The following is an 18,084-nucleotide window of genomic DNA, read 5'->3' on the forward strand; positions in this document are numbered from 1 at the left end:
CCACGGCGCGAACCTGGGGGTAGATCGGTTCAGATCGCGCCACGGGCGCTGGCTATCCACAGAAGGTCGATCTGAACGCATCCCTGCCGGCGTGTGCATGCTATTGTGCAGGTGTTGGTAATTTTTCTTTGTGGAAACGCTTCATTGGAAACCCGGGTCAGTCCAATCGAAAGCAATTTCGCTTTTTATTCTTGCCGCGATAACTGTCGCGCCTACTCAACTGGCGTTCGCCTCGTTTGGTGATGGCTCGCCAACCATTCCGAACCTGAACGTATTTGGGGGATTGTCCGATGCGCCACAGATTGATGGTGCGAGCGGAGCATTCACGCAACAACTTTCGTTGGATATTCCACCTGGACGCAATGGCCTCCAGCCGGACCTATCTCTTCAATACAACAGTCAAAGCACATCCGACGGCATTGCCGGATACGGCTGGTCACTCTCCATTCCATATGTCCAGCGTCTCAATAAAACAGGGTCGCAATATCTTTACGGCACCAACGCCTTCTTTACTTCATCCATTGACGGCGAACTCGTTGCGAGTACGACACCGGTCACTTCGACTTTAAGTACGACGACGCCCTCCATTGAAACTGGTACCTATGGCTCGACCGGCTATGCCCAATGCACAAGCGCTAGCTCAGTCACATTTTCAAAAACCGTCAGCGCGACCTCAACAGTACGCATACGACGAAGACCGCCTGATTGACGCATGCGCGCGGGCGCGGCGGGCTCTATGATGGCGTTGCGTGAAGGTCAGGCGGCCTGCTGACCGGCGGCTTGGCGCAGGAGTTTCCATTCCCAGGGCAGCAGTTCGTGCAGACGCGAAGCGGGAAGATCGGCGATACGGGCGAGGACGTCGGCAAGCCAGGCCTTGGGATCGACGTCGTTGAGGTGACAGGTCGTGATCATCGTCAGCATGATGGCGGCGCGGTCGGCGCCACGCTGGCTGCCGGCGAAGGTCCAGTTGCGCCTTCCCAATGCGATGCCTCTCAATGCGCGCTCGGCACAATTGTTGGTCAAGCAGATCCTGCCATCGTCGAGGAAGCGGGCGAAGTCGTCCCAGCGCCTGAGCATGTAGTTGATCGGCTTCAGGACCTCGGAGGAGCGCGAGAGGGTTTCGCGCTCACGCAGCAGCCAAGCGTGCATGTCCTCGAGAAGCGGCTTGCTGTTTTCCTGGCGCACGGCGCGCCGCTCGTCGGCGCCACGGCCGTTGATGGCGCGCTCGATCTCGAACAACGCATCGAGGCGCTTGACCGCCTCCAGCGCGATCGGAGAGACCGGCTTGCCCTTCTTGCCTTCCCGAGCATTTTTCTCGATGTCAGCCAGCTCGAAGAAGCCCCGCCGCGCATGGGCAAAGCAAAACGCCGGCGTAATCGGCAGCGCCTTCTTCTGCGGGTCGAACAGCGGCTCGAAGCCGTTGTAGCAATCGGCTTGCAGGATACCGGCGAAGGCCGCCAGATGCTTCTGGGGATGCTCGCCTCGTCGATCGCTCGAGGCGTAATAGACCGCCGCCGGCGGCGCAGGCCCGGCGAAGGGCCGGTCATCCCGCACATAAGTCCAGATCCGCCCGGTCGTGCACTTGCCCTTCGCCAGGATACGGATGGTGGTGTCATCGCCATGAAGACGCTCGGCCGCGAGCACATGGCGTTCGATCAAGTGGAAGAGCGGCATGACGGCGAAGGTCCCGTGGCCGACCTGGTCCGCCAGCGTCGACAACGGCAGGTCGATCCCCTCGGCCTTGAAGCGCGCACTCTGGCGGTTGAGCGGGATGTGCATGCCGAACTTGTCGAACAGCATCGTCGCCAGCAATTGTGGGCCGATGAAGCCACGCGGCGTGGCATGGAACGGCGCCGGCGGCTGGCTGATCTTCTCGCAATCGCGGCAGGTAAATTTCTCCCGTACCGTCTCGATCAGCTTGAAGCGCCGCGGGATCTCCTCCAGCGTCCCGGTCACATCCTCACCGATCTTCGCCAACCGCGATCCACCACAGCAGGCGCAGGTCGTTGGAGCCTCAATGACGACGCGCTCGCGTTCGATGTCGTCCGGCCACGGCTTGCGCACCGGCCGCTTGCGCATGAAGGGGCGGACGTTCTGCGTCTTCGCCGCTGCGGCCTGCGCGGCAAGCTCATCCTCGCTCGCTGTGGTGACGAGCTCTTCCAGCTCTAGCTCCAACTGCTCGAGCAGCCGTGCCGTGCGTTCGGAGCGTTGCCCGTACAGTTCGCGTTTCAGCTTCTCGATGCGCAACTCGAGATGCGCGATCAGCGCCTCGGTATCCGACAGTTGCGCCTGCGCATTCGCGGCTTGCGCCTGCCAATTGGCAGCCACCGCCTCAGCTCGCAGCCGTGCCTCACGCTCGGCCTGCAGCGCCGCCAGGGCACTGACGAGGTCCGATGGAAGATCGTCCGGCTTCGATATCATGAAGCCATTGAATCAGATCAAGCAGCAGATTCAAACCGTAAAAGCGGCTATCCGACCCGCGTCGGCCGATGGGTTTCTTGAGGGTTACGCCAATCGATTCCAGACAGCAGATAGCTCAACTGCGCCGGCGAGATCGTTACCGATTCTCCGGTAACCGATGGCCAGATGAACTTTCCTCTCTCGAGTCTTTTTGTGAACAAGCAGGCTCCCTGGCCATCGTGCCAGATCGCCTTCACAAGATCGCTGCGGCGACCGCGGAAGACGAACAGATGACCGCTGAGCGGGTCTTTGTGCAGCACCTCCTGCACTTGGAGTGCCAGCGACGGAAAGCCTCTGCGCATATCCGTGTAGCCTGTCGCGAGCCACACTCGCACATTCCCCGGTATCGCAATCATCGGCGTCCAAGCACATCGAGGACCCGCGCTAACGCCTCCGGATCGACGTGCGCATCCACCCGGATGCACCGTCGGTTGCCGAGATCGATCTCTATCAATCCAGTACGCGCGGCTGTCACGGAGCGAACTCGGCCATCAACCGTAGGCAAAAGCTTCGGAGCTTCCTCAGCCGAGGCCGCTACGGCGGCGATCTGCACCGGCGTAAAAGATGGCACAACTTGTTCCGATGTCCGTGCTTGTCGACGCCAGGTAAACACCAGGCTGGCCGCTACTCCATTGCGACGCGCAACCTCAGTCACCTTCGCGCCCGGTGCCAATGTCTCCTCGACAATCCGTGCCTTGTCGTCCTGCGACCAGCGCCGCCGCCGCTCCAACCCGCCCAAAACCTCGACCCGCATCGCCTGATGACCTTAAAGCTAGACTTAAGGCCACACGCTTCGCGAATTGCCACCCATCACGCAAGACGGCCCCCGTCGGATGCGTACCCTCAACACTCCTGCTCGTTCATATACTCGCCTCATCTGACGTAACGACCGTCACCTATGCTGGCGTCGGGATGACGCTTGCGACGAGTTCTCCGGGAGGCGCGAATGCAACCTGGTATCTCATTAATCCGACGAGTGGGACCAATAACGTCGTAATCAATTTTGCATCATCTCATGGCAGCTTGGGATCGGCGGTTTCCTATACGGGTAGCGACACGTCCAATCCGTTTGGTGCCACAAGCTTCGCGAGCGGCGGAAGTGGAAATCCGTCGCTATCAATCACGACGACTGCCGATAGTTCGATTATAGACGACAACCTCTATTACGACTTCGGACAATCCCTGGCACCAAATTCTCCGGAAGTATCGCAAATAACCGAACAATGCGGCTCCGGTCCCAACGAGTCACACGGCTTCGGTACGCTAACGACAACCACACATGGATCAAACACGCTCGGATGGACGCACGGCGGCACGAGCAGCGATTGGCAGGAGATCGCGATCGAGATCAAAAGCGCTGCCTCAACTCAAACCTCGAATGCCGCTAACGGCTCTTATACGGCGAAAGTAGATGATGGAGGCCGGTTCAACTCGTATTCGTTCGCGAACGATACGTGGACCATGTACGACAAGAAGGGGAACAAATACACCTTCGGTTCTGACGACACCGGCCGCTTGTACGATAGCAGTGTTGGCGCTTCGACCAACACCTTCAAATGGATGTTGCAGGAGATACGAGACACCAACGGGAACTACGTCAAATACACGTACAACAGGGATAGTAATCAGCTCTATCCAAACCAAATTATTTATACGGGCAACGGAAGCACTGATGGCCCCGCGCAGATAACGTTCGCGACATCATCGCGGCCGGACACACGCGTCAGCTACGCTCCCACTTTTAAAGTCACGACAAACTATCGCATCTCAGAAATTGATGCGCTATTCAACGGCACCACCGTGCGCAAATACCTTCTGGGGTACGGTACGGGTGTCAATGGGAAGCGTTCGTTGCTCACCACTTTCCAGCAGCAAGGCTACGACGAAAACGGCGTACTTACATCGCTTCCGGCGATGACCTTTAGTTACGCCAGCTCATCTGCGAGCTTCTTCAATCAAAATGGCACGTTGTTAAACCAGGCAGATGTGCCAGCGGATACTGTTGGAAAGGGAGTGAATGAAGCGATCACGTTGTACAAGTTTGATACCGATGGGACCCTTCACGCACAGAGCTCCTCCTGCGGAAATGTCAGTGCTCCCGACTATTGGGCTTCAAACCCGCCGAGCACTTATTCTCCCCTTGAACGAGGTGTGCGCTACATTGACGTTAATGGCGACGGCAAACCGGACGTTGTGCGAGGATGGCAGGATGTTCGTACCGGGCTCGAGCAAACGATCCAAAGTGTAAGTATAAATAGCTCTTCCGTTGCGGGAGGGTGCGGTTGGGGAGGTTCTTGGGCTGGCACCACTACAAATTCAACTATTCCGATTTTTGCCACTCAAAACAGCAGCTTCATCCTTTCCGGCGGCGTCTTCGGTGACGTAAACGGCGATGGACTCCCGGACTATGAAACGTCTCTTCCCGGCTGGCAGAGTGCTGCTGCATATCTAGGCGACGGTTCAGCATGGGTCTCCACGTCGACAATCTTTGCTCCCGCTCAAGCATTCCCTACGACACAACCGACGCCCGCCGCTTCGCAGCTCGTTGATATAAACGGCGATGGCCTCGATGATTGGGTCTCTTCTGATACGAGCAATACGTACGTTCAACTGAACACGGGCACGGGCTGGGCCTCAGCCGACCCGGCATGGACCATACCAACCAGCACGCTCTTCTTTGCAAGCGGCAGCGGCTACACGCACAACTACGACCACTACTACGACAGGGGCATTCGGTTCGTTGACATTAACGGAGACGGTCTGCCCGATATGGTTCGCGGATATCACGGCTATGTCACCGGCACTCCCTCGTTTGTGTATGATCCGTATCCTGAACTCGCCGACGTGCAGGCGGTGTATCTAAACACGGGGAATGGCTGGGCAACAAGCACTGCCTACGCACCCGGCTATATCGCGACTGCAAACGTTGTGACCGGCTGGGCCGGAGAGCAGGCCTTCACGTTCAACGAGCTCGGGAACTGGACCGGCAATGGCCAGATGGGCCAGGACGTCCTTACGAGAATAACAAATGCGAAAGGCGGATCGACGAGCGTCACCTACACGCCGTCTGCTCAGCTCGGTACCAATCCCGAATTACCAATCTCTCTTCTGGTCGTCACTCAAACGGTCGCGAATGACGGTTTTGGAAACACTTCTACTACCACGTACTCATACGCTGGTGGAAAGATGTACCTCCCGTCGGATGTAAGGGATCGCAAGTTTGCCGGATTTGCCATTGCGACGACCACAGCTCCCGATTCAGTGACCGCATCGCACTTCGACCAAGGCGACAGCATATCGACTGCTGATGGTGAGCAAAGTGACGGGTACGCGCAAATCAATCATCCATTCCGGACTGACGTTTTCGATCTCTCCAAAAATCTCAAGCAGCGCACGTACTATCGTTGGGGTGCGATCGTGCACGGCAGCAGTACGGCCGTTGTCCTGGGTCAAAAACTTACCGAAGATTTTGCATCCGACGGCTCGCATCGCGACAAGGCATCGACATTTTCCTATTCCTCATCCACCAATGATCTTCTCAAACGGTATGATTACGGCGAAGTGCTGGGGAGCGCAGACGGTACGTTCGTCGACATCGGCACCGATGGTCGTTTTACCGCACTTACCTACGGCTACGCTCCATCACTTAATCTCAGTGTCGTCGTCGAGAAGGCGTCGGGTTCTGCGTTCGCCACGTCTTCCGTCACCGCTTCATCAGCAACATCGACGGCGATGGACGTCCTAGTTGTGGGCGGTGGCGGAGGCGGTGGTGGACAGAATGGTACCGGCGGTGGCGGAGGTGGCGGAGCTGGAGGATTTCGCGAAGACAATGCGCATACCGTACTTGCCCAGGCGTACACGGTAACGGTGGGAAGTGGCGGCTCTGGCGGGGCTACGAGTGGCCAAGGAGGCGGTGGGGGTGCAAGCTCGTTCGATACGATAACGTCCGACGGCGGGGGCGGAGGGGGAGCCGGTGGGACATCAGCGGCTAGTGGAGCATCGGGAGCATCAGGCGGGGGTGCAGGTGCTCCTTCGGGATCAAAAGGTAGTGGCACGTCAGGCGAGGGTCATGATGGCGGAACACATGTCGGCGGATATGTGGGAGCAGGAGGGGGCGGAGCAGGCGCAGTAGGCCAGGACGCAAATTCAAACACTAATGGAGCAAACGGTGGCTCTGGTAGCGTTAGTTCGGCTTCGGGAAGCTCCGTAACTTATGCTGGCGGCGGCGGAGGTGGCGCCAATAACGGCTCTGGAGGATCTGGTGGTTCTGGAGGAGGTGGAAGTGGGGGTGCTAACGCTAACAACTCAGGAATAAGTTCGGGAGCAGCAAATACTGGTGGAGGCGGAGGCGGATCGGGCACAGGAACCGCTTCAGCAGGTCAACCGGGCGGATCAGGCGTTGTGATTATCGCTGCACCGTTGGGTGCCATCTCTTCGGCGAGCGGTGGCAGTCACACAACGTCGGGAAGCAGCGATATTTGGACCTTCAATTCGAGTGGCACTTGGACTGTGAACGGTTTCGGGGCGACCTACTCGTACTCAACAAGTACAGTTACAGCAACAACAAGCGACACCAAACTCTACTACGACTCGCTTCCATTCGGCCAAGTTTCGCTCGGCAACAATACGCGGCAGGAAGATTGGATCACCGGCACTCAATACGCCAGCTCGACAAAGACATACAATTCATACGGCCTTGTCGCGACCTCGACCGATCGCAACGGCAATGCGACGTCGTACGTCTATGACGGTTACAATCTTTTCCCCGCAACGACGACCAACGCGCTCCTGCAAAAAACCCAGTTCCTCTACAACTCCTCCAATGGACAGGTAAAATGGTCGAGCGACCCTAACAGTTCGCTGACTAAGAATACCTTTGACGGCCTCGGCAGATTGACCGCAGTCGCCGTGTCGTCGACAAGTACGCCGACTTCATACGCGACCACGACCGAGTACGCCTACGTCGACAGCACCTCGACGCTCTCGTACATCAAGCGCCTCGACTATGTGCAGGCGGCAAGCTCCAGCGATTCCTATCAATATTTCGACGGCCTCAACCGCATCGTACAGGATCGAAAAGCCTCTCAAACAGCGGGCACATACATCGCATCTGACCGCACATACAATCCCGCAGGCCTTTTAGCATCCGCGAGCCTGCCGTATTTCTCATCGAACGCCTCATCGACAGCGGCGACCACGACCTCCGCACTCTTCACCTCCACTACCTATGACGCTCTCCAGCGCCCCCTAACTGTCGTGAACGCAGTGGGAACAACGACGAATGCATACGGCAAGTGGACCACGACCACGACCGATCCGAACGGTAACGTGAAAGACTATTGGTCCGACGCGTTCGGCAATCTCGTCAATGTCGTCGAGCATGGCTCGACCCTCGCGACCACGACGTACGAATACGATCCGCTCAACAATCTTGCGACAACGACCGACGGCCTCGGCAATGTTCGTCACTTTACACACGATGGTCTCAGCCGCCGCACGAGCGCTCAGGACCTCCATGCGCCCAGCGACGCGACATTCGGCACTTGGTCGTACACGTATGACGACCAAGGTAATCTGACATCGCAGACCGATCCGAAGAACCAGGTCGTCAATCGCACGCACGACGCCCTCAACCGTATGGTGACGGAGGACTATACCGGTCAAGCGGGGACTGAGGTTACGCTCGCGTACGACAACTGCACCAACGGCATCGGGTACCTCTGCTCTGCATCTTCCCCATCCGCGACAACGACCAATGCATACGACATCCTTGGGCACATTACATCGGCGACAACTACGATCCTCGGCAGTGCATACAACATGCAATACACGTACGATCGGCAAGGGAATATAACAGGCCTGACGTATCCTAATGCCACCCAGGTCAACGTGACATACGGTCGTCCAGGCTATCCGACGCGTGTCCAACGCAAGCCGTTAGGCGGATCATTCAGCGATATCGTTAGCAGCATCGACTATTCGCCAGCCGATCACGTCAAGACGATAGTCTTCGGAAGCGGCGCGTCAACTTCTCGCACGTATGACGCCAACGCGATCTATAGGCTTTCGCAGCTGCAAACGCGCGGCAAGGGCGGCTCTAAAATTCAAAACTACGGGTACACATACGACGCCGTTGGCAACATGACGCAGATCGCCAATCCGGCTACTGCACTCTCAGCGGCGACGACGACCTTCTCATATGATGCCCTGAACCACCTTCAATCGGCTTCAACGACTGCGGCCTCCTCGTCGCCATACAGACAGCAGTACGGATACGACGTCCTCGGCAGTATTCTAAGCCTGTTCAGTGGGGGAGCGAGTTCAACCTATGTCTATCCAGGCACGGCTGGCTACGCAAATCCCCACGCCGTTACTACTCTGTCAAGTGGCTATAGCACAAGCACTTTCAGCTACGACAACAACGGCAATCTCATCCAAAAGACCACTGACGGCACAAGCACAACATATGTTTACGATTATGCAAATCGTCTGATCGCGCTCGGCGTCGCAGGTGCAACAACTACCTACGCTTACGATTGGACTGGCGCCCGTGTCTCACAGACCGGCACGTCAACGACGACGATCTATCCATTCAAGTGGTACAGCGTTGCGTCATCGACGGGAAGCGGCGCGAAATTCTCGACGACAACCTCATACGTGTTCAACAACGATACGCTCGCCTCGACCGTCGATCAGCAGTTTGCGAGCGGAATGGCGACAGGTAGCGCCCAGACGTGCTATGTGCATCCAGATCACTTGGGGAGCACCAATGTCGTTACTGATGCGAGCGGTACGGTCGTGCAAACTCTCGATTATTTCCCATACGGGGCAACGAGGATCAGCACCGGACAAAGGGTTGAAAACCGTCAGTATATCGGGCAATTCGCGGACCCGAGCTCGTTAGATTATCTGAATGCTCGTTACTATGATCCAAGCCGAGGGCAGTTTCTATCGGAGGACCCGTCGTTCCTGGCAGTAGGCGATCCCAATCAGGTGAAACAAGTCACCGGTAGAGACCAACAGACATTCCTTGCCGACCCGCAACTTGCGAACTCATCTAGCTATGGGCGAAACAATCCCATCATCCAAAAAGACCCCGATGGAAAGATTATCCCACTTTTGGGAATACTAGCCGTATATGGGGCCGCTTCGCTCGCCGTTGATGCCTACGACGTATACAATATGAATTTCAAGTACGGCAGCGTCGTGCCCCAGCAGTGGAAGGATCAGACAAATTTCAAGGCGGGGTACGACTTGGCTCTAACGGCCGTGGGGGCGAGGGCCGCGGCCGTCGGATTGAAGACCGCGGGCAACGCATTGAGTGTACTAACAGCGACTGGCGACGCGCTCGACACGTATTTTAGTGATCAGATCTACAAGACGTACAACGATAGCCAGAACCCCAACGCAAAGAAGACGATACTTTTCAGCGGCAATTCAACCAAATCATCGGGACCAGGTGCGTCCGGCAACTCGAACGTGACACGCGCTTCTACTGCGGGTACCCGATCCCAAGGAGGTGCATCGTACTCTTCGGGTGGGGCAAGTTACAACCAACTTGTCACGAATTTGTCACGGGTGGTCGCCGCTTTATCAGCTTATGTGTCGAGTTTATCAGCGAGTAAGTCCAAATAATGTATGTCGATACTCTTAATTGTTGCTGGCTTCGTCGCGCTTGTGTACGGCGCTCTGAAAATGACAGGTGTTATAAAAGAGGATGTTTCGAAGGACTCTGACTTTGACAAGAGAACTCTCTCTGAAAAGGACAGGTACCTTATCGGAAGGTACATAGCCCCTTTCAAGCTAGTCGCGGCGGGTCTTGCCGCCATTGCGTTTGGCCTGATCCTTTACTTCGCCCGATGACGTAACCTCCGCTCCGGATTATGATCGAAAGTATAACTGACATTCTTATGAGCTTCGGTAGCGTTGTGGTTATCGTTCAAAATTATTCCTATTAGGCTGCGCTTCGCCTTGATGAATTCGGCCAACGCCGACATCCCGCTGCTCAACTGTTCATAGTTGTCCTCGTCTCCTCGTGCGGCGAAGACTCCTTGAAGAGCTGGAGAACCGCGATCAGTTGGTGGGTATCCGATACGTCGTCCAACGATCGGTAGATCGGAGGAAGCACGTAAGTGCTCTACGACGTAGAGAGTCGGGGCGGGAATGATGCCGGGAGCTAAACGCTGAAGCCTTTGGCGGTGTTTGCTTTTCCGCGCGATCTCCCCTGGATCGTACCCCTAGACACGGTTTCAGAGGTTGTCTCTAGGGGTGCTAGGGGTGTGATCAGGGGTAAGCGGCGCCTATACTCATCTAACGCCAATGCTTGATGGCGACCCAATTTCAGCGCACGATACCCGCCGTTGAAACGCACTCTGGACGCGACGTTTTGCAAGCGCGAGGCGGTCAACCATGCATTCAGTCGTTCGGCGACGGTGGTAGCGGCTAGCTTCGGGCGGTCCAAAGAAGAAGGGTCTCACCCCAATGGCCACGTTCATTTTGGTGCACGGAACTTTTGCGAAGCGTGCGTTATGGCCAATATTGCAGCAAGGTCTGACGGAAGCTGCAAACTCGGTTGGCGAGGACGCAAAGGTTAAAGAGGTAACGTGGTCTGGCAGAAATAGCGCTCAGCACCGAGCCAAAGCTGCAAGCAAACTCGCCAGAGCAGTACAGGAGATACGTGTAGATCAACCAAACGAAAGGATTATCGTAATCGCTCACAGCCATGGTGGAAGCGCTGCAGCATATTTCCTAAAGTCACACGCCGCCCTGGGCAGATGTCTATCTGGCTGCGCGTTCTTATCTGTACCATTCGTGGCCATACGCCTCCGCAGCAGTAGGCGCCGCATTTTGTTGCTTCTTTCGTATTTCATAATCGTTCCGCTTTGGGTGGCAGCGGAAGCAATGAAGGACCTCCGAACTTCAATCTTTCAGTGGATCTTCACAACTGTTCTTTTTTTCGTTGTTACCCCCTTGCTATGGTATCTCTATATGTTGAGGGATTTTGATCCTAAAGCACTTGCCGAAACGACACGTCGCGCACAAACCGTCGATATTCCCAATGGCAATTACCTGTTCTTGAGGCACTCGGGAGACGAAGCTGCAGCCGCTCTTTCTGCGACACAATTCTTCTCTTGGATTACGATGAAGTTATTTCGCCTTCTTGAAATCATCAGCGACCCATTGCTTAAGTTTCCAGTCATCGCAGCCGTTGGTGGACTACTGTGTTTTTCTCTTTTGCTTAAGTATTTTCCTGAAGGCTTGCGCTACTACAAATCCACAGGCCTTGGCCCTATTCAATTGCTAAGCATTTATCTCAAGGGCGGCGATCCTTACGACATCGCGACGGGCGCTGCGTTTTTCTTTGTCACTGTTGTGTTGCCGATTGCTTTCATCATATTTGGAATCACTGCCGGTATGATTCTGTTGGCGCAGGTGCTAACCGCTAGAAGCTTCGGCTGGAAGAACATTGCTGCAGGATTAATGGTTGAGTTCGCCGTTGAGCCAGTGCCGTTTGGTAGTTACCCACTGATCCACATTGATTGGAGTGATCACACACAAGATATAGGCGATATGACACATAGTTGGAGCTACCAGCAATCGGACGCAATTCGCGCAATACAGCACTGGACGATTGAAACTCTTCAGAAGCATCCTAGTGAATGTAGCTGATCCGATATCGCCGGCATCTTGCTGCGTCCATCTCACCCTTCTCGTTCTCATTTTCCGCCCACGCCCAGACCACGGGCCAATTTCAGGCCAGCGCTCGTCCCCAAACTGTAGGCGAGAAATTCCAGAGCGTCTAAGTAGGAGAGACTGAACTCGCATTGGATTGTGGCGATGATGCCGTAAATGCACGTCGCGCCGAAGACGATAGAAGCCAGGACCGTGAAATGCCTGCCATTGAAGTCAAGATCAACGCCTGCGAAAACGTTCATTATCGCTATGAGCACCAAGAGCGGGCAAAGAACAAATAGGTGTAGAACATCTGACTGCTAAAGGCGAAGGCGAGTAACCCGATCAAACAATCCGGATGGCTTACGTTTTCTATCAACGTATTCGCGGTATGTGATTGGTGCAGTGTTTCCAAGAGCTTCTTCAAAGCCGCAAATCCCAAAGCTGGGTTACGGAACAATGCATCGCAATACTAAACGTGTGATTGCGGCGCACTCAATATCTATTTGTGGGTAAGATGCGGCGGATGTCGTTTGCGATCGTCATAAGAGCGATGAAGGCGGTGAGATAAGAACGCGGCTCGTGACCACGCCACTTATGCTCCCGAGCAGCACTCGGAGCGAGCGACAAGCTATCCCCAATGTTCAGGAACGCGTCGGAATCTAGTAGTACACTGAATGCATGAAATTGCGTGTCGTCGCATTTGCAGCTTCCAGCACGCTTATTGCGTGCGTCCTTGCAGTCGTATTTCTCGTCGTGCGACCTGCCTTGGCGCAGGTAGACGCAACCTCGACCGACGGAAGTTCGACCCCTGCTGAAGTCAGCGCTCCCGCCGGCGTTTCTTCGTAAGCGCGAATTTCTCCGCACCTTTTGCTTTTGAGTGCTCTGATGCATGAGGTGTCCACTAAAATAGGTGGACACCTTGTGATGGCAGCGGATGATCAGAAACTGCGGGTCAGGCTTGTTGGCCGGAACGGTCGCCGGCGCTACGAGGCGGCATCGAAAGAGCGTCTTGTGGCGGCCTGCCTTGAGCCTGGCGTTTCGGTATCGAGACTTGCGCTCGAACATGGTAAGCGGCAAGCTGAGGCCGTCAGGCTGCGTGGTTCCATGGCATAAGCGCGTCGATTTGGCTGCTCGGCCAGCCGTTGGCGATACGCTGAAGTGTTAAGGCGAGCCAGGCGAACGGATCGACGTTGTTCATTTTCGCCGTCTGCAGCAGCGTTGCGATGGTCGCCCAGGTTCGTCCGCCGCCGTCGCTGCCAGCGAAGAGGCTATTCTTTCTCGTGATTGTTAGTGGCCTGATGGCGCGTTCGACGACGTTGGAGTCGAGCTCGATGCGACCATCGGTCAGGAAGCGTTCGAAGATGGCACGGCGCGAGACGGCATAGCGGATCGCCTCAGCCAGTTTTGATTTGCCGGAGATCCGCCGCAAGGTCTGCTGCCAGAGATCGAAGAGATCTGCGACGATCGCCGCGGAGGCTTGCCGGCGCGCGGCAACGCGAGCGTCGGGGCTTTGACCGCGCACGGTCTTCTCGACCTGCCAGAGCCTTGCCATCCGCTCGACCGTCGCCGTTGCCACTTCCGAGCTCCCTGCAACATGCAGCTCGTAGAACTTGCGTCTGCAGTGTGACCAGCAGCCAGCCAATGTGATGCCATCATTGCCGCGATCGGATCGCGCGAGCTTGTTATAGGCGGCATAGCCATCCACTTGCAGGATGCCGCGATAACCATTGAGATGGCGGACCGCGCATTCGCCGGAGCGGCTGTCTTCGAAGCGATAAGCCACCATCGGGGGACCGCTGCGGCCAAAGGTTCGGTCATCCCGGGCATAGGCCCATAAGTAGGCCGTCTTTGTCGATCCGGAGCCCGGAGCGAGCGTCGGCAAAGTGGTTTCGTCGGCAAAGACCCGTTCGGCCTTCTTGACCTCGCTGAAGATGTAGTCGGCCACGATCTCGAGCTCGAAGCCGAGCTTGCCCATCCATTGCGCCATCAGCTGGCGGTCGAGCTCGACATGATCGCGGGCGTAGATAGCCTCCTGCCGGTAGAGCGGCAGGCCATCGGCATATTTGGCGACGGCTATCTGGGCCAGAAGCGCTTCCGTCGGAATGCCTCCTTCAATGATATGGGCCGGGGCCGGCGCCTGGATGACGCCGTCCGCGTTCTTGAAGGCATACCTGGGACGGCGCGTGACGATCACCCGGAACTTCGCCGGCACCACATCCAGGCGCTCCGACACGTCCTCGCCGATCAGCACCTTCTGCTTGCCGGCATGCTCAGCCAGCTCTTCCGGCTCAATGACGGTTTCGATCCGTTCCAGATGGGGCGCAAAGCCCTTGCGCCGACGCGGTGCACGCTTGCCATCCGCCTGCGCACGGCCCTTGCTGACCTGGGCCTTGATCGCGGCGATGCCGGTCTCGATCTCCTCGAAGACGAGGGCCTGCTGTTCATCGTCGCCGTTCGCCGAGCCGAGCTTCTCCGATCGTCGGCCGAACCGGGCGCGGTCGAAGGCCTTCAGGATTTGCGTCAGCCGCTCGATGCGCGCATCGGCATCGGCGTTGCGGGCCTTGAGATCGGCGACTTCGCTCTCCAGAGCATCGGCGCGGGCCGCTTTCTCGGCCATGGCAAGCACCATGGCTTTCAGCGTCTCTACGTCATTCGGGAGGCTGAGATCGGGCGGCGTCATTGACCCGACCAGAGCACATTTTGCCCCGGTTCTCTTGCCCTTTCAGGCCGCTGATTCACTTCGCCGCAGTGCTTTTACCCAACAATCTCCGGCGGCTTGACCGCCGCGGTCCGGACCCGCTTCCAGTCCATCCCATCCACCAGTGCCATCAACTGCGCAGCATTCAGCTGCACCCGATGATGCCCGATCCGCGGCCAGCAGAACCTCGCCTTCTCAAGCCGTTTTAAATAGAGGCACACGCCGGAGCCATCCCACCATACGATCTTTATTCGGTCGGCTCTTTTGGCGCGGAACACATAAAGCGCACCGTCGAACGGATCTGAGCCGGCATCGCGCACCAGCGCAACAAGGCCATCGATACCCTTGCGGAAGTCGACTGGATGGCTCGCCAGGAACACCTTCACGCCGGAGGGGATCATGCCGAACGGACCGCCCGGATCACCCGCTGCAACTGCGCCTCGTCGACGTCCACGCCGGCGCGCACGATCACCTCGCCAATGGCAATCTCGATCACCGCGCCTGCCACAGGCGCCACCACACCCTCGCAACTCGAGTGCCGTGAGCGATAACGCCGCCGCTCGGCCCGAGCGTCACGGCGCCAGGCGAACAGCTGCGACGGGTGAATGCCGATCCGGCGGGCGATCGCCGAGACGCTCGCGCCAGGCTCCAGCGCCTCCATCACGACTTGGGCCTTAAACTCGTCCGACCAGCGTCGGCGAAGCTGCCGCGGCGCTCCCTCAAGACGGTCGGCGACCGCTTCGATCATATGGAAGGTTCTAGTTCCAGAACTAGGCGCAGACATAGAAGCTCACATCGGCTCACAAACTTAGCAGCCGATAGCCGATCGTTCACCCCCTCCGCCAGACGGGGTCTCCTTGCCGCTTACCGAACATGGGGTCAACGCGAACCTGCTTCGGAAGTGGATCAAGAAGGACGCCGCGGCCAGGTCGGCGCCGTCGTCGTCACCCTCGGCGTTCATCCCGGTTCACCTTGAGGGGACCGCCGAGCGGGGTTTGTCGCGGCAAGGCAGTGTGGCGGCGGTGGATTTGCCGGCGACTTGCGATGAAGTGGGTGGGTCGGAATCCAAGGGGTCTCCAGCTTTTTGTTCTCCGGCCAAAGTGAGCGCGTCGCTGCCGAATGGCGTGAAGCTCGCGCTGGAATGCGGGGATGTGGATGCATTGACGGCGATCATTGGAGCCCTGGGCCATGTTCAGACTGGGCGGTGACCTGCAGGTCTATCTGCACCGTGAGCCGATCGACTTCCGAGCTGGCATCAACAGCCTTGCGGTTCTGGTTCAGGAGACGATGGCGCTCGATCCGTTTGCGCCGGCGGTTTTTGCGTTCTGCAATCGCCGTTGCGACCGGATGAAGTTGTTGTTCTTCGACCGGTCCGGCTTTGTGCTGGTCCTGAAGCGGCTGACCGAGGACAGGTTCCGATGGCCGCGCCGCCAAGCGGCGGTCGTCACGCTGACGACCGAGCAATTGCACTGGATCCTCGACGGTATCGATATCGATGCGATGGTCCGCCATCCAGTACGGCAATATCAGGTTGCCGGCTGAGCTCTCGAGTTGAGCGGTTGACGCGTCGGTACGGTTCAGATTCAAGAATCCGATGAATCGAACCGGCGATCCGAGTGTTGAAGTGCTGTTGGCGCGCATTGCTGCGCTGCAGGCGGAGAACCGTCAGCTCGCCGACCGCGTCGTCAAGCTCGAGGAAGAACTGGCGCTGGCACGCCTGCATCGTTTTGCGCCACGCAGCGAAAAGCACGTCGACCGTCTCTTCAATGAAGCCGAGCAGGCCGCCGATGAGGATGACGCCGGCAGCGAAACGAACGATACCGCCGAACTTCCGGACACGGGTCTGCCATCGGTCGAAAGCACGACGGGAAAGAAGCGCGGCCGCAGGCCGCTGCCGGCGAACCTGCCGCGTGAGCGCGTCGAGTATGACCTGCCCGACGATCAGAAGGCGTGTCCTTGCTGCCGTGGCCAGATGCATCGCATGGGCGAGGCTGTCACCGAGCAACTTCATATCGAGGTGAAGGCGAAGGTTTTACAGAATGTGCGCTTCAAATATGCCTGCCGCCATTGCGATCGCACCGGGATCAACGCCCCTGTCGTGACCGCGCCGATGCCGACGCAGCCGTTGCCGGGTAGCGTTGCCACGGCCTCGACGCTGGCGTTCGCGCTGGTTCACAAATATGTCGACGGCACGCCGCTCTACCGCCTGGCGCAGGCCTTCGAACGCGCAGGTGTTCCTGTCAGCCGCGGCGCTTTGGGCCACTGGGTGATCGGCTCGAGCGAAAAGCATCTGTATCGCATCTACGACGCCCTGAAGCTGCGGCTCAGATCACAACCTCTCATCCATGGCGACGAGACGACGGTTCAGGTCCTCAAGGAGAAGGACAAAGAGGCCACCAGCACATCGTACATGTGGGCTTATCGCTGCGGCAAGGGCAGTCGCGAGCCGATCGTTCTTCTGGATTATCAGCCGGGCCGCGGCCAAATCCACCCGCAGACCTTCCTCGGCGATTACCGTGGCATCGTGATGAGTGACGGCTATACCGCATGGCGCACGCTGGAAGGGGCCACCCACATTGGATGCATGGCCCACTCCCGGCGGCGCTTTGTCGATGCACTCAAAGCGAGAAGGAAGGGTGGCGGGCCGCCGGAACAGGCGCTCCGGTTCTTCGAACAGCTCTACCGGGTTGAAAGGCAGGTGCGGGACAAGAAACCGGAGAACGGTGAAACACAGGCCGACTGCATTCGCCGCTTCCGCCAGCAACACAGCATTCCCGTCCTGAACGCCCTCAAGGTATGGCTCGATGACATGGCCCCGAAGGTCCTGCCTGACAGCAAGCTCGGCGACGCCGTGTCCTATACACTGAACCAGTGGGATTATCTGACGCGCTACACCGGGGACGGCAGCATGCCGATCGACAACAATCTTCTGGAACGCGACATCAGGGTTTTTGCAACTGGCCGAAAAAGCTGGCTGTTCAGCGACACCGTCGACGGAGCCAAGGCCAGTGCCGTCGTCTACAGCCTGATGCTGACCTGCCGCGCCTCACGTGTCGAGCCGTTAGCGTGGTTGCGCCACGTCCTCACCGAATTGCCTCAGCGCGCGGACGACGCCGATATTACCGACCTGCTGCCCTTCAACTTCCACAAAGCCGCAACTGCCTGAACGGCCCGGTATCGCCCGATACTGGGGCAATCCATCAAAAACCGCCAAACCGCCAGCGTCGACGTGCGGGGAAAATCGCGCTTAC

At 57.6% G+C, this 18,084-nt stretch carries 13 protein-coding genes and 1 pseudogene; 7 read left to right on the top strand and 7 right to left on the bottom strand.

Features of this window, described 5'->3' with window-relative positions; genetic code table 11:
• The first annotated feature begins 130 nt into the window (after positions 1-130).
• Positions 131-709 carry a SpvB/TcaC N-terminal domain-containing protein gene (locus J2R80_RS02790; protein WP_253637927.1) on the top strand — a complete coding sequence of 193 codons (579 nt, stop codon included), beginning with the start codon at positions 131-133 and terminating at the stop codon, positions 707-709.
• 47 nt (positions 710-756) lie between these two features.
• Here J2R80_RS02790 and J2R80_RS02795 read toward each other — a convergent pair whose 3' ends face one another.
• From J2R80_RS02795 to J2R80_RS02805, 3 genes are read right to left on the bottom strand one after another with little or no spacing between them, the layout of a single operon-like run.
• Complete coding sequence (locus tag J2R80_RS02795) at positions 757-2,421, bottom strand: IS66 family transposase (RefSeq protein WP_253637928.1); 1,665 nt, start codon at positions 2,419-2,421, stop codon at positions 757-759.
• 47 nt (positions 2,422-2,468) lie between these two features.
• Entirely contained in the window at positions 2,469-2,816 is a 348-nt protein-coding gene (gene tnpB / locus J2R80_RS02800; protein ID WP_092084175.1) for an IS66 family insertion sequence element accessory protein TnpB, read from the bottom strand.
• Positions 2,813-3,214: a transposase gene (locus tag J2R80_RS02805; RefSeq protein ID WP_139486052.1), complete on the bottom strand. Its 402-nt coding sequence runs from the start codon at positions 3,212-3,214 to the stop codon at positions 2,813-2,815. Before J2R80_RS02805 ends, tnpB (J2R80_RS02800) begins: the two co-directional genes overlap by 4 nt.
• A gap of 158 nt (positions 3,215-3,372) precedes the next feature.
• Here J2R80_RS02805 and J2R80_RS43400 point away from each other — a divergent pair, with 158 nt between their 5' ends.
• Both J2R80_RS43400 and J2R80_RS02820 read left to right on the top strand, forming a co-directional pair.
• Positions 3,373-10,095, top strand: coding sequence for a glycine-rich domain-containing protein (locus J2R80_RS43400; RefSeq protein WP_305884533.1), 6,723 nt, complete (start codon positions 3,373-3,375; stop codon positions 10,093-10,095).
• A gap of 846 nt (positions 10,096-10,941) precedes the next feature.
• The gene (locus J2R80_RS02820; RefSeq protein WP_253637929.1) at positions 10,942-12,129 is read left to right on the top strand and encodes a triacylglycerol lipase; all 1,188 of its coding nucleotides are present in this window, start codon (positions 10,942-10,944) and stop codon (positions 12,127-12,129) included.
• 47 nt (positions 12,130-12,176) lie between these two features.
• Here J2R80_RS02820 and J2R80_RS02825 read toward each other — a convergent pair whose 3' ends face one another.
• Positions 12,177-12,395: a hypothetical protein gene (locus J2R80_RS02825; RefSeq protein WP_253637930.1), complete on the bottom strand. Its 219-nt coding sequence runs from the start codon at positions 12,393-12,395 to the stop codon at positions 12,177-12,179.
• A 664-nt stretch (positions 12,396-13,059) separates the two neighbouring features.
• Between J2R80_RS02825 and J2R80_RS02830 the strand changes: the two are divergent.
• Positions 13,060-13,203: pseudogene (locus J2R80_RS02830) on the top strand (transposase); the annotation flags it as partial.
• 19 nt (positions 13,204-13,222) lie between these two features.
• Here J2R80_RS02830 and J2R80_RS02835 read toward each other — a convergent pair.
• The 3 genes from J2R80_RS02835 to J2R80_RS02845 all read right to left on the bottom strand — a co-directional run bounded on the left by J2R80_RS02835 (position 13,223) and on the right by J2R80_RS02845 (position 15,581).
• The gene (locus tag J2R80_RS02835; RefSeq protein WP_253604517.1) at positions 13,223-14,815 is read right to left on the bottom strand and encodes an IS66 family transposase; all 1,593 of its coding nucleotides are present in this window, start codon (positions 14,813-14,815) and stop codon (positions 13,223-13,225) included.
• 74 nt (positions 14,816-14,889) lie between these two features.
• The gene (gene tnpB, locus J2R80_RS02840) at positions 14,890-15,234 is read right to left on the bottom strand and encodes an IS66 family insertion sequence element accessory protein TnpB (RefSeq protein WP_027583889.1); all 345 of its coding nucleotides are present in this window, start codon (positions 15,232-15,234) and stop codon (positions 14,890-14,892) included.
• On the bottom strand, positions 15,231-15,581 hold the full coding sequence (locus J2R80_RS02845) for a transposase (RefSeq protein ID WP_253606702.1): 351 nt from the start codon (positions 15,579-15,581) through the stop codon (positions 15,231-15,233). The genes tnpB (J2R80_RS02840) and J2R80_RS02845 overlap by 4 nt, the downstream gene beginning before the upstream one ends.
• Before the next feature lie 109 nt (positions 15,582-15,690).
• Here J2R80_RS02845 and J2R80_RS02850 point away from each other — a divergent pair, with 109 nt between their 5' ends.
• The 3 genes from J2R80_RS02850 to J2R80_RS02860 are packed head-to-tail and all read left to right on the top strand — an operon-like array spanning position 15,691 to position 17,999.
• On the top strand, positions 15,691-16,041 hold the full coding sequence (locus tag J2R80_RS02850; protein WP_309143744.1) for an IS66 family insertion sequence element accessory protein TnpB: 351 nt from the start codon (positions 15,691-15,693) through the stop codon (positions 16,039-16,041).
• Positions 16,022-16,375: an IS66 family insertion sequence element accessory protein TnpB gene (gene tnpB, locus J2R80_RS02855; protein WP_253637931.1), complete on the top strand. Its 354-nt coding sequence runs from the start codon at positions 16,022-16,024 to the stop codon at positions 16,373-16,375. Before J2R80_RS02850 ends, tnpB (J2R80_RS02855) begins: the two co-directional genes overlap by 20 nt.
• Before the next feature lie 52 nt (positions 16,376-16,427).
• Positions 16,428-17,999, top strand: a complete 1,572-nt coding sequence (locus J2R80_RS02860; protein WP_253637932.1) for an IS66 family transposase — start codon at positions 16,428-16,430, stop codon at positions 17,997-17,999.
• The last annotated feature ends 85 nt before the right edge of the window (positions 18,000-18,084 follow it).

This window comes from Bradyrhizobium sp. USDA 4541 (assembly GCF_024171085.1).
Taxonomy (GTDB): domain Bacteria; phylum Pseudomonadota; class Alphaproteobacteria; order Rhizobiales; family Xanthobacteraceae; genus Bradyrhizobium; species Bradyrhizobium australafricanum.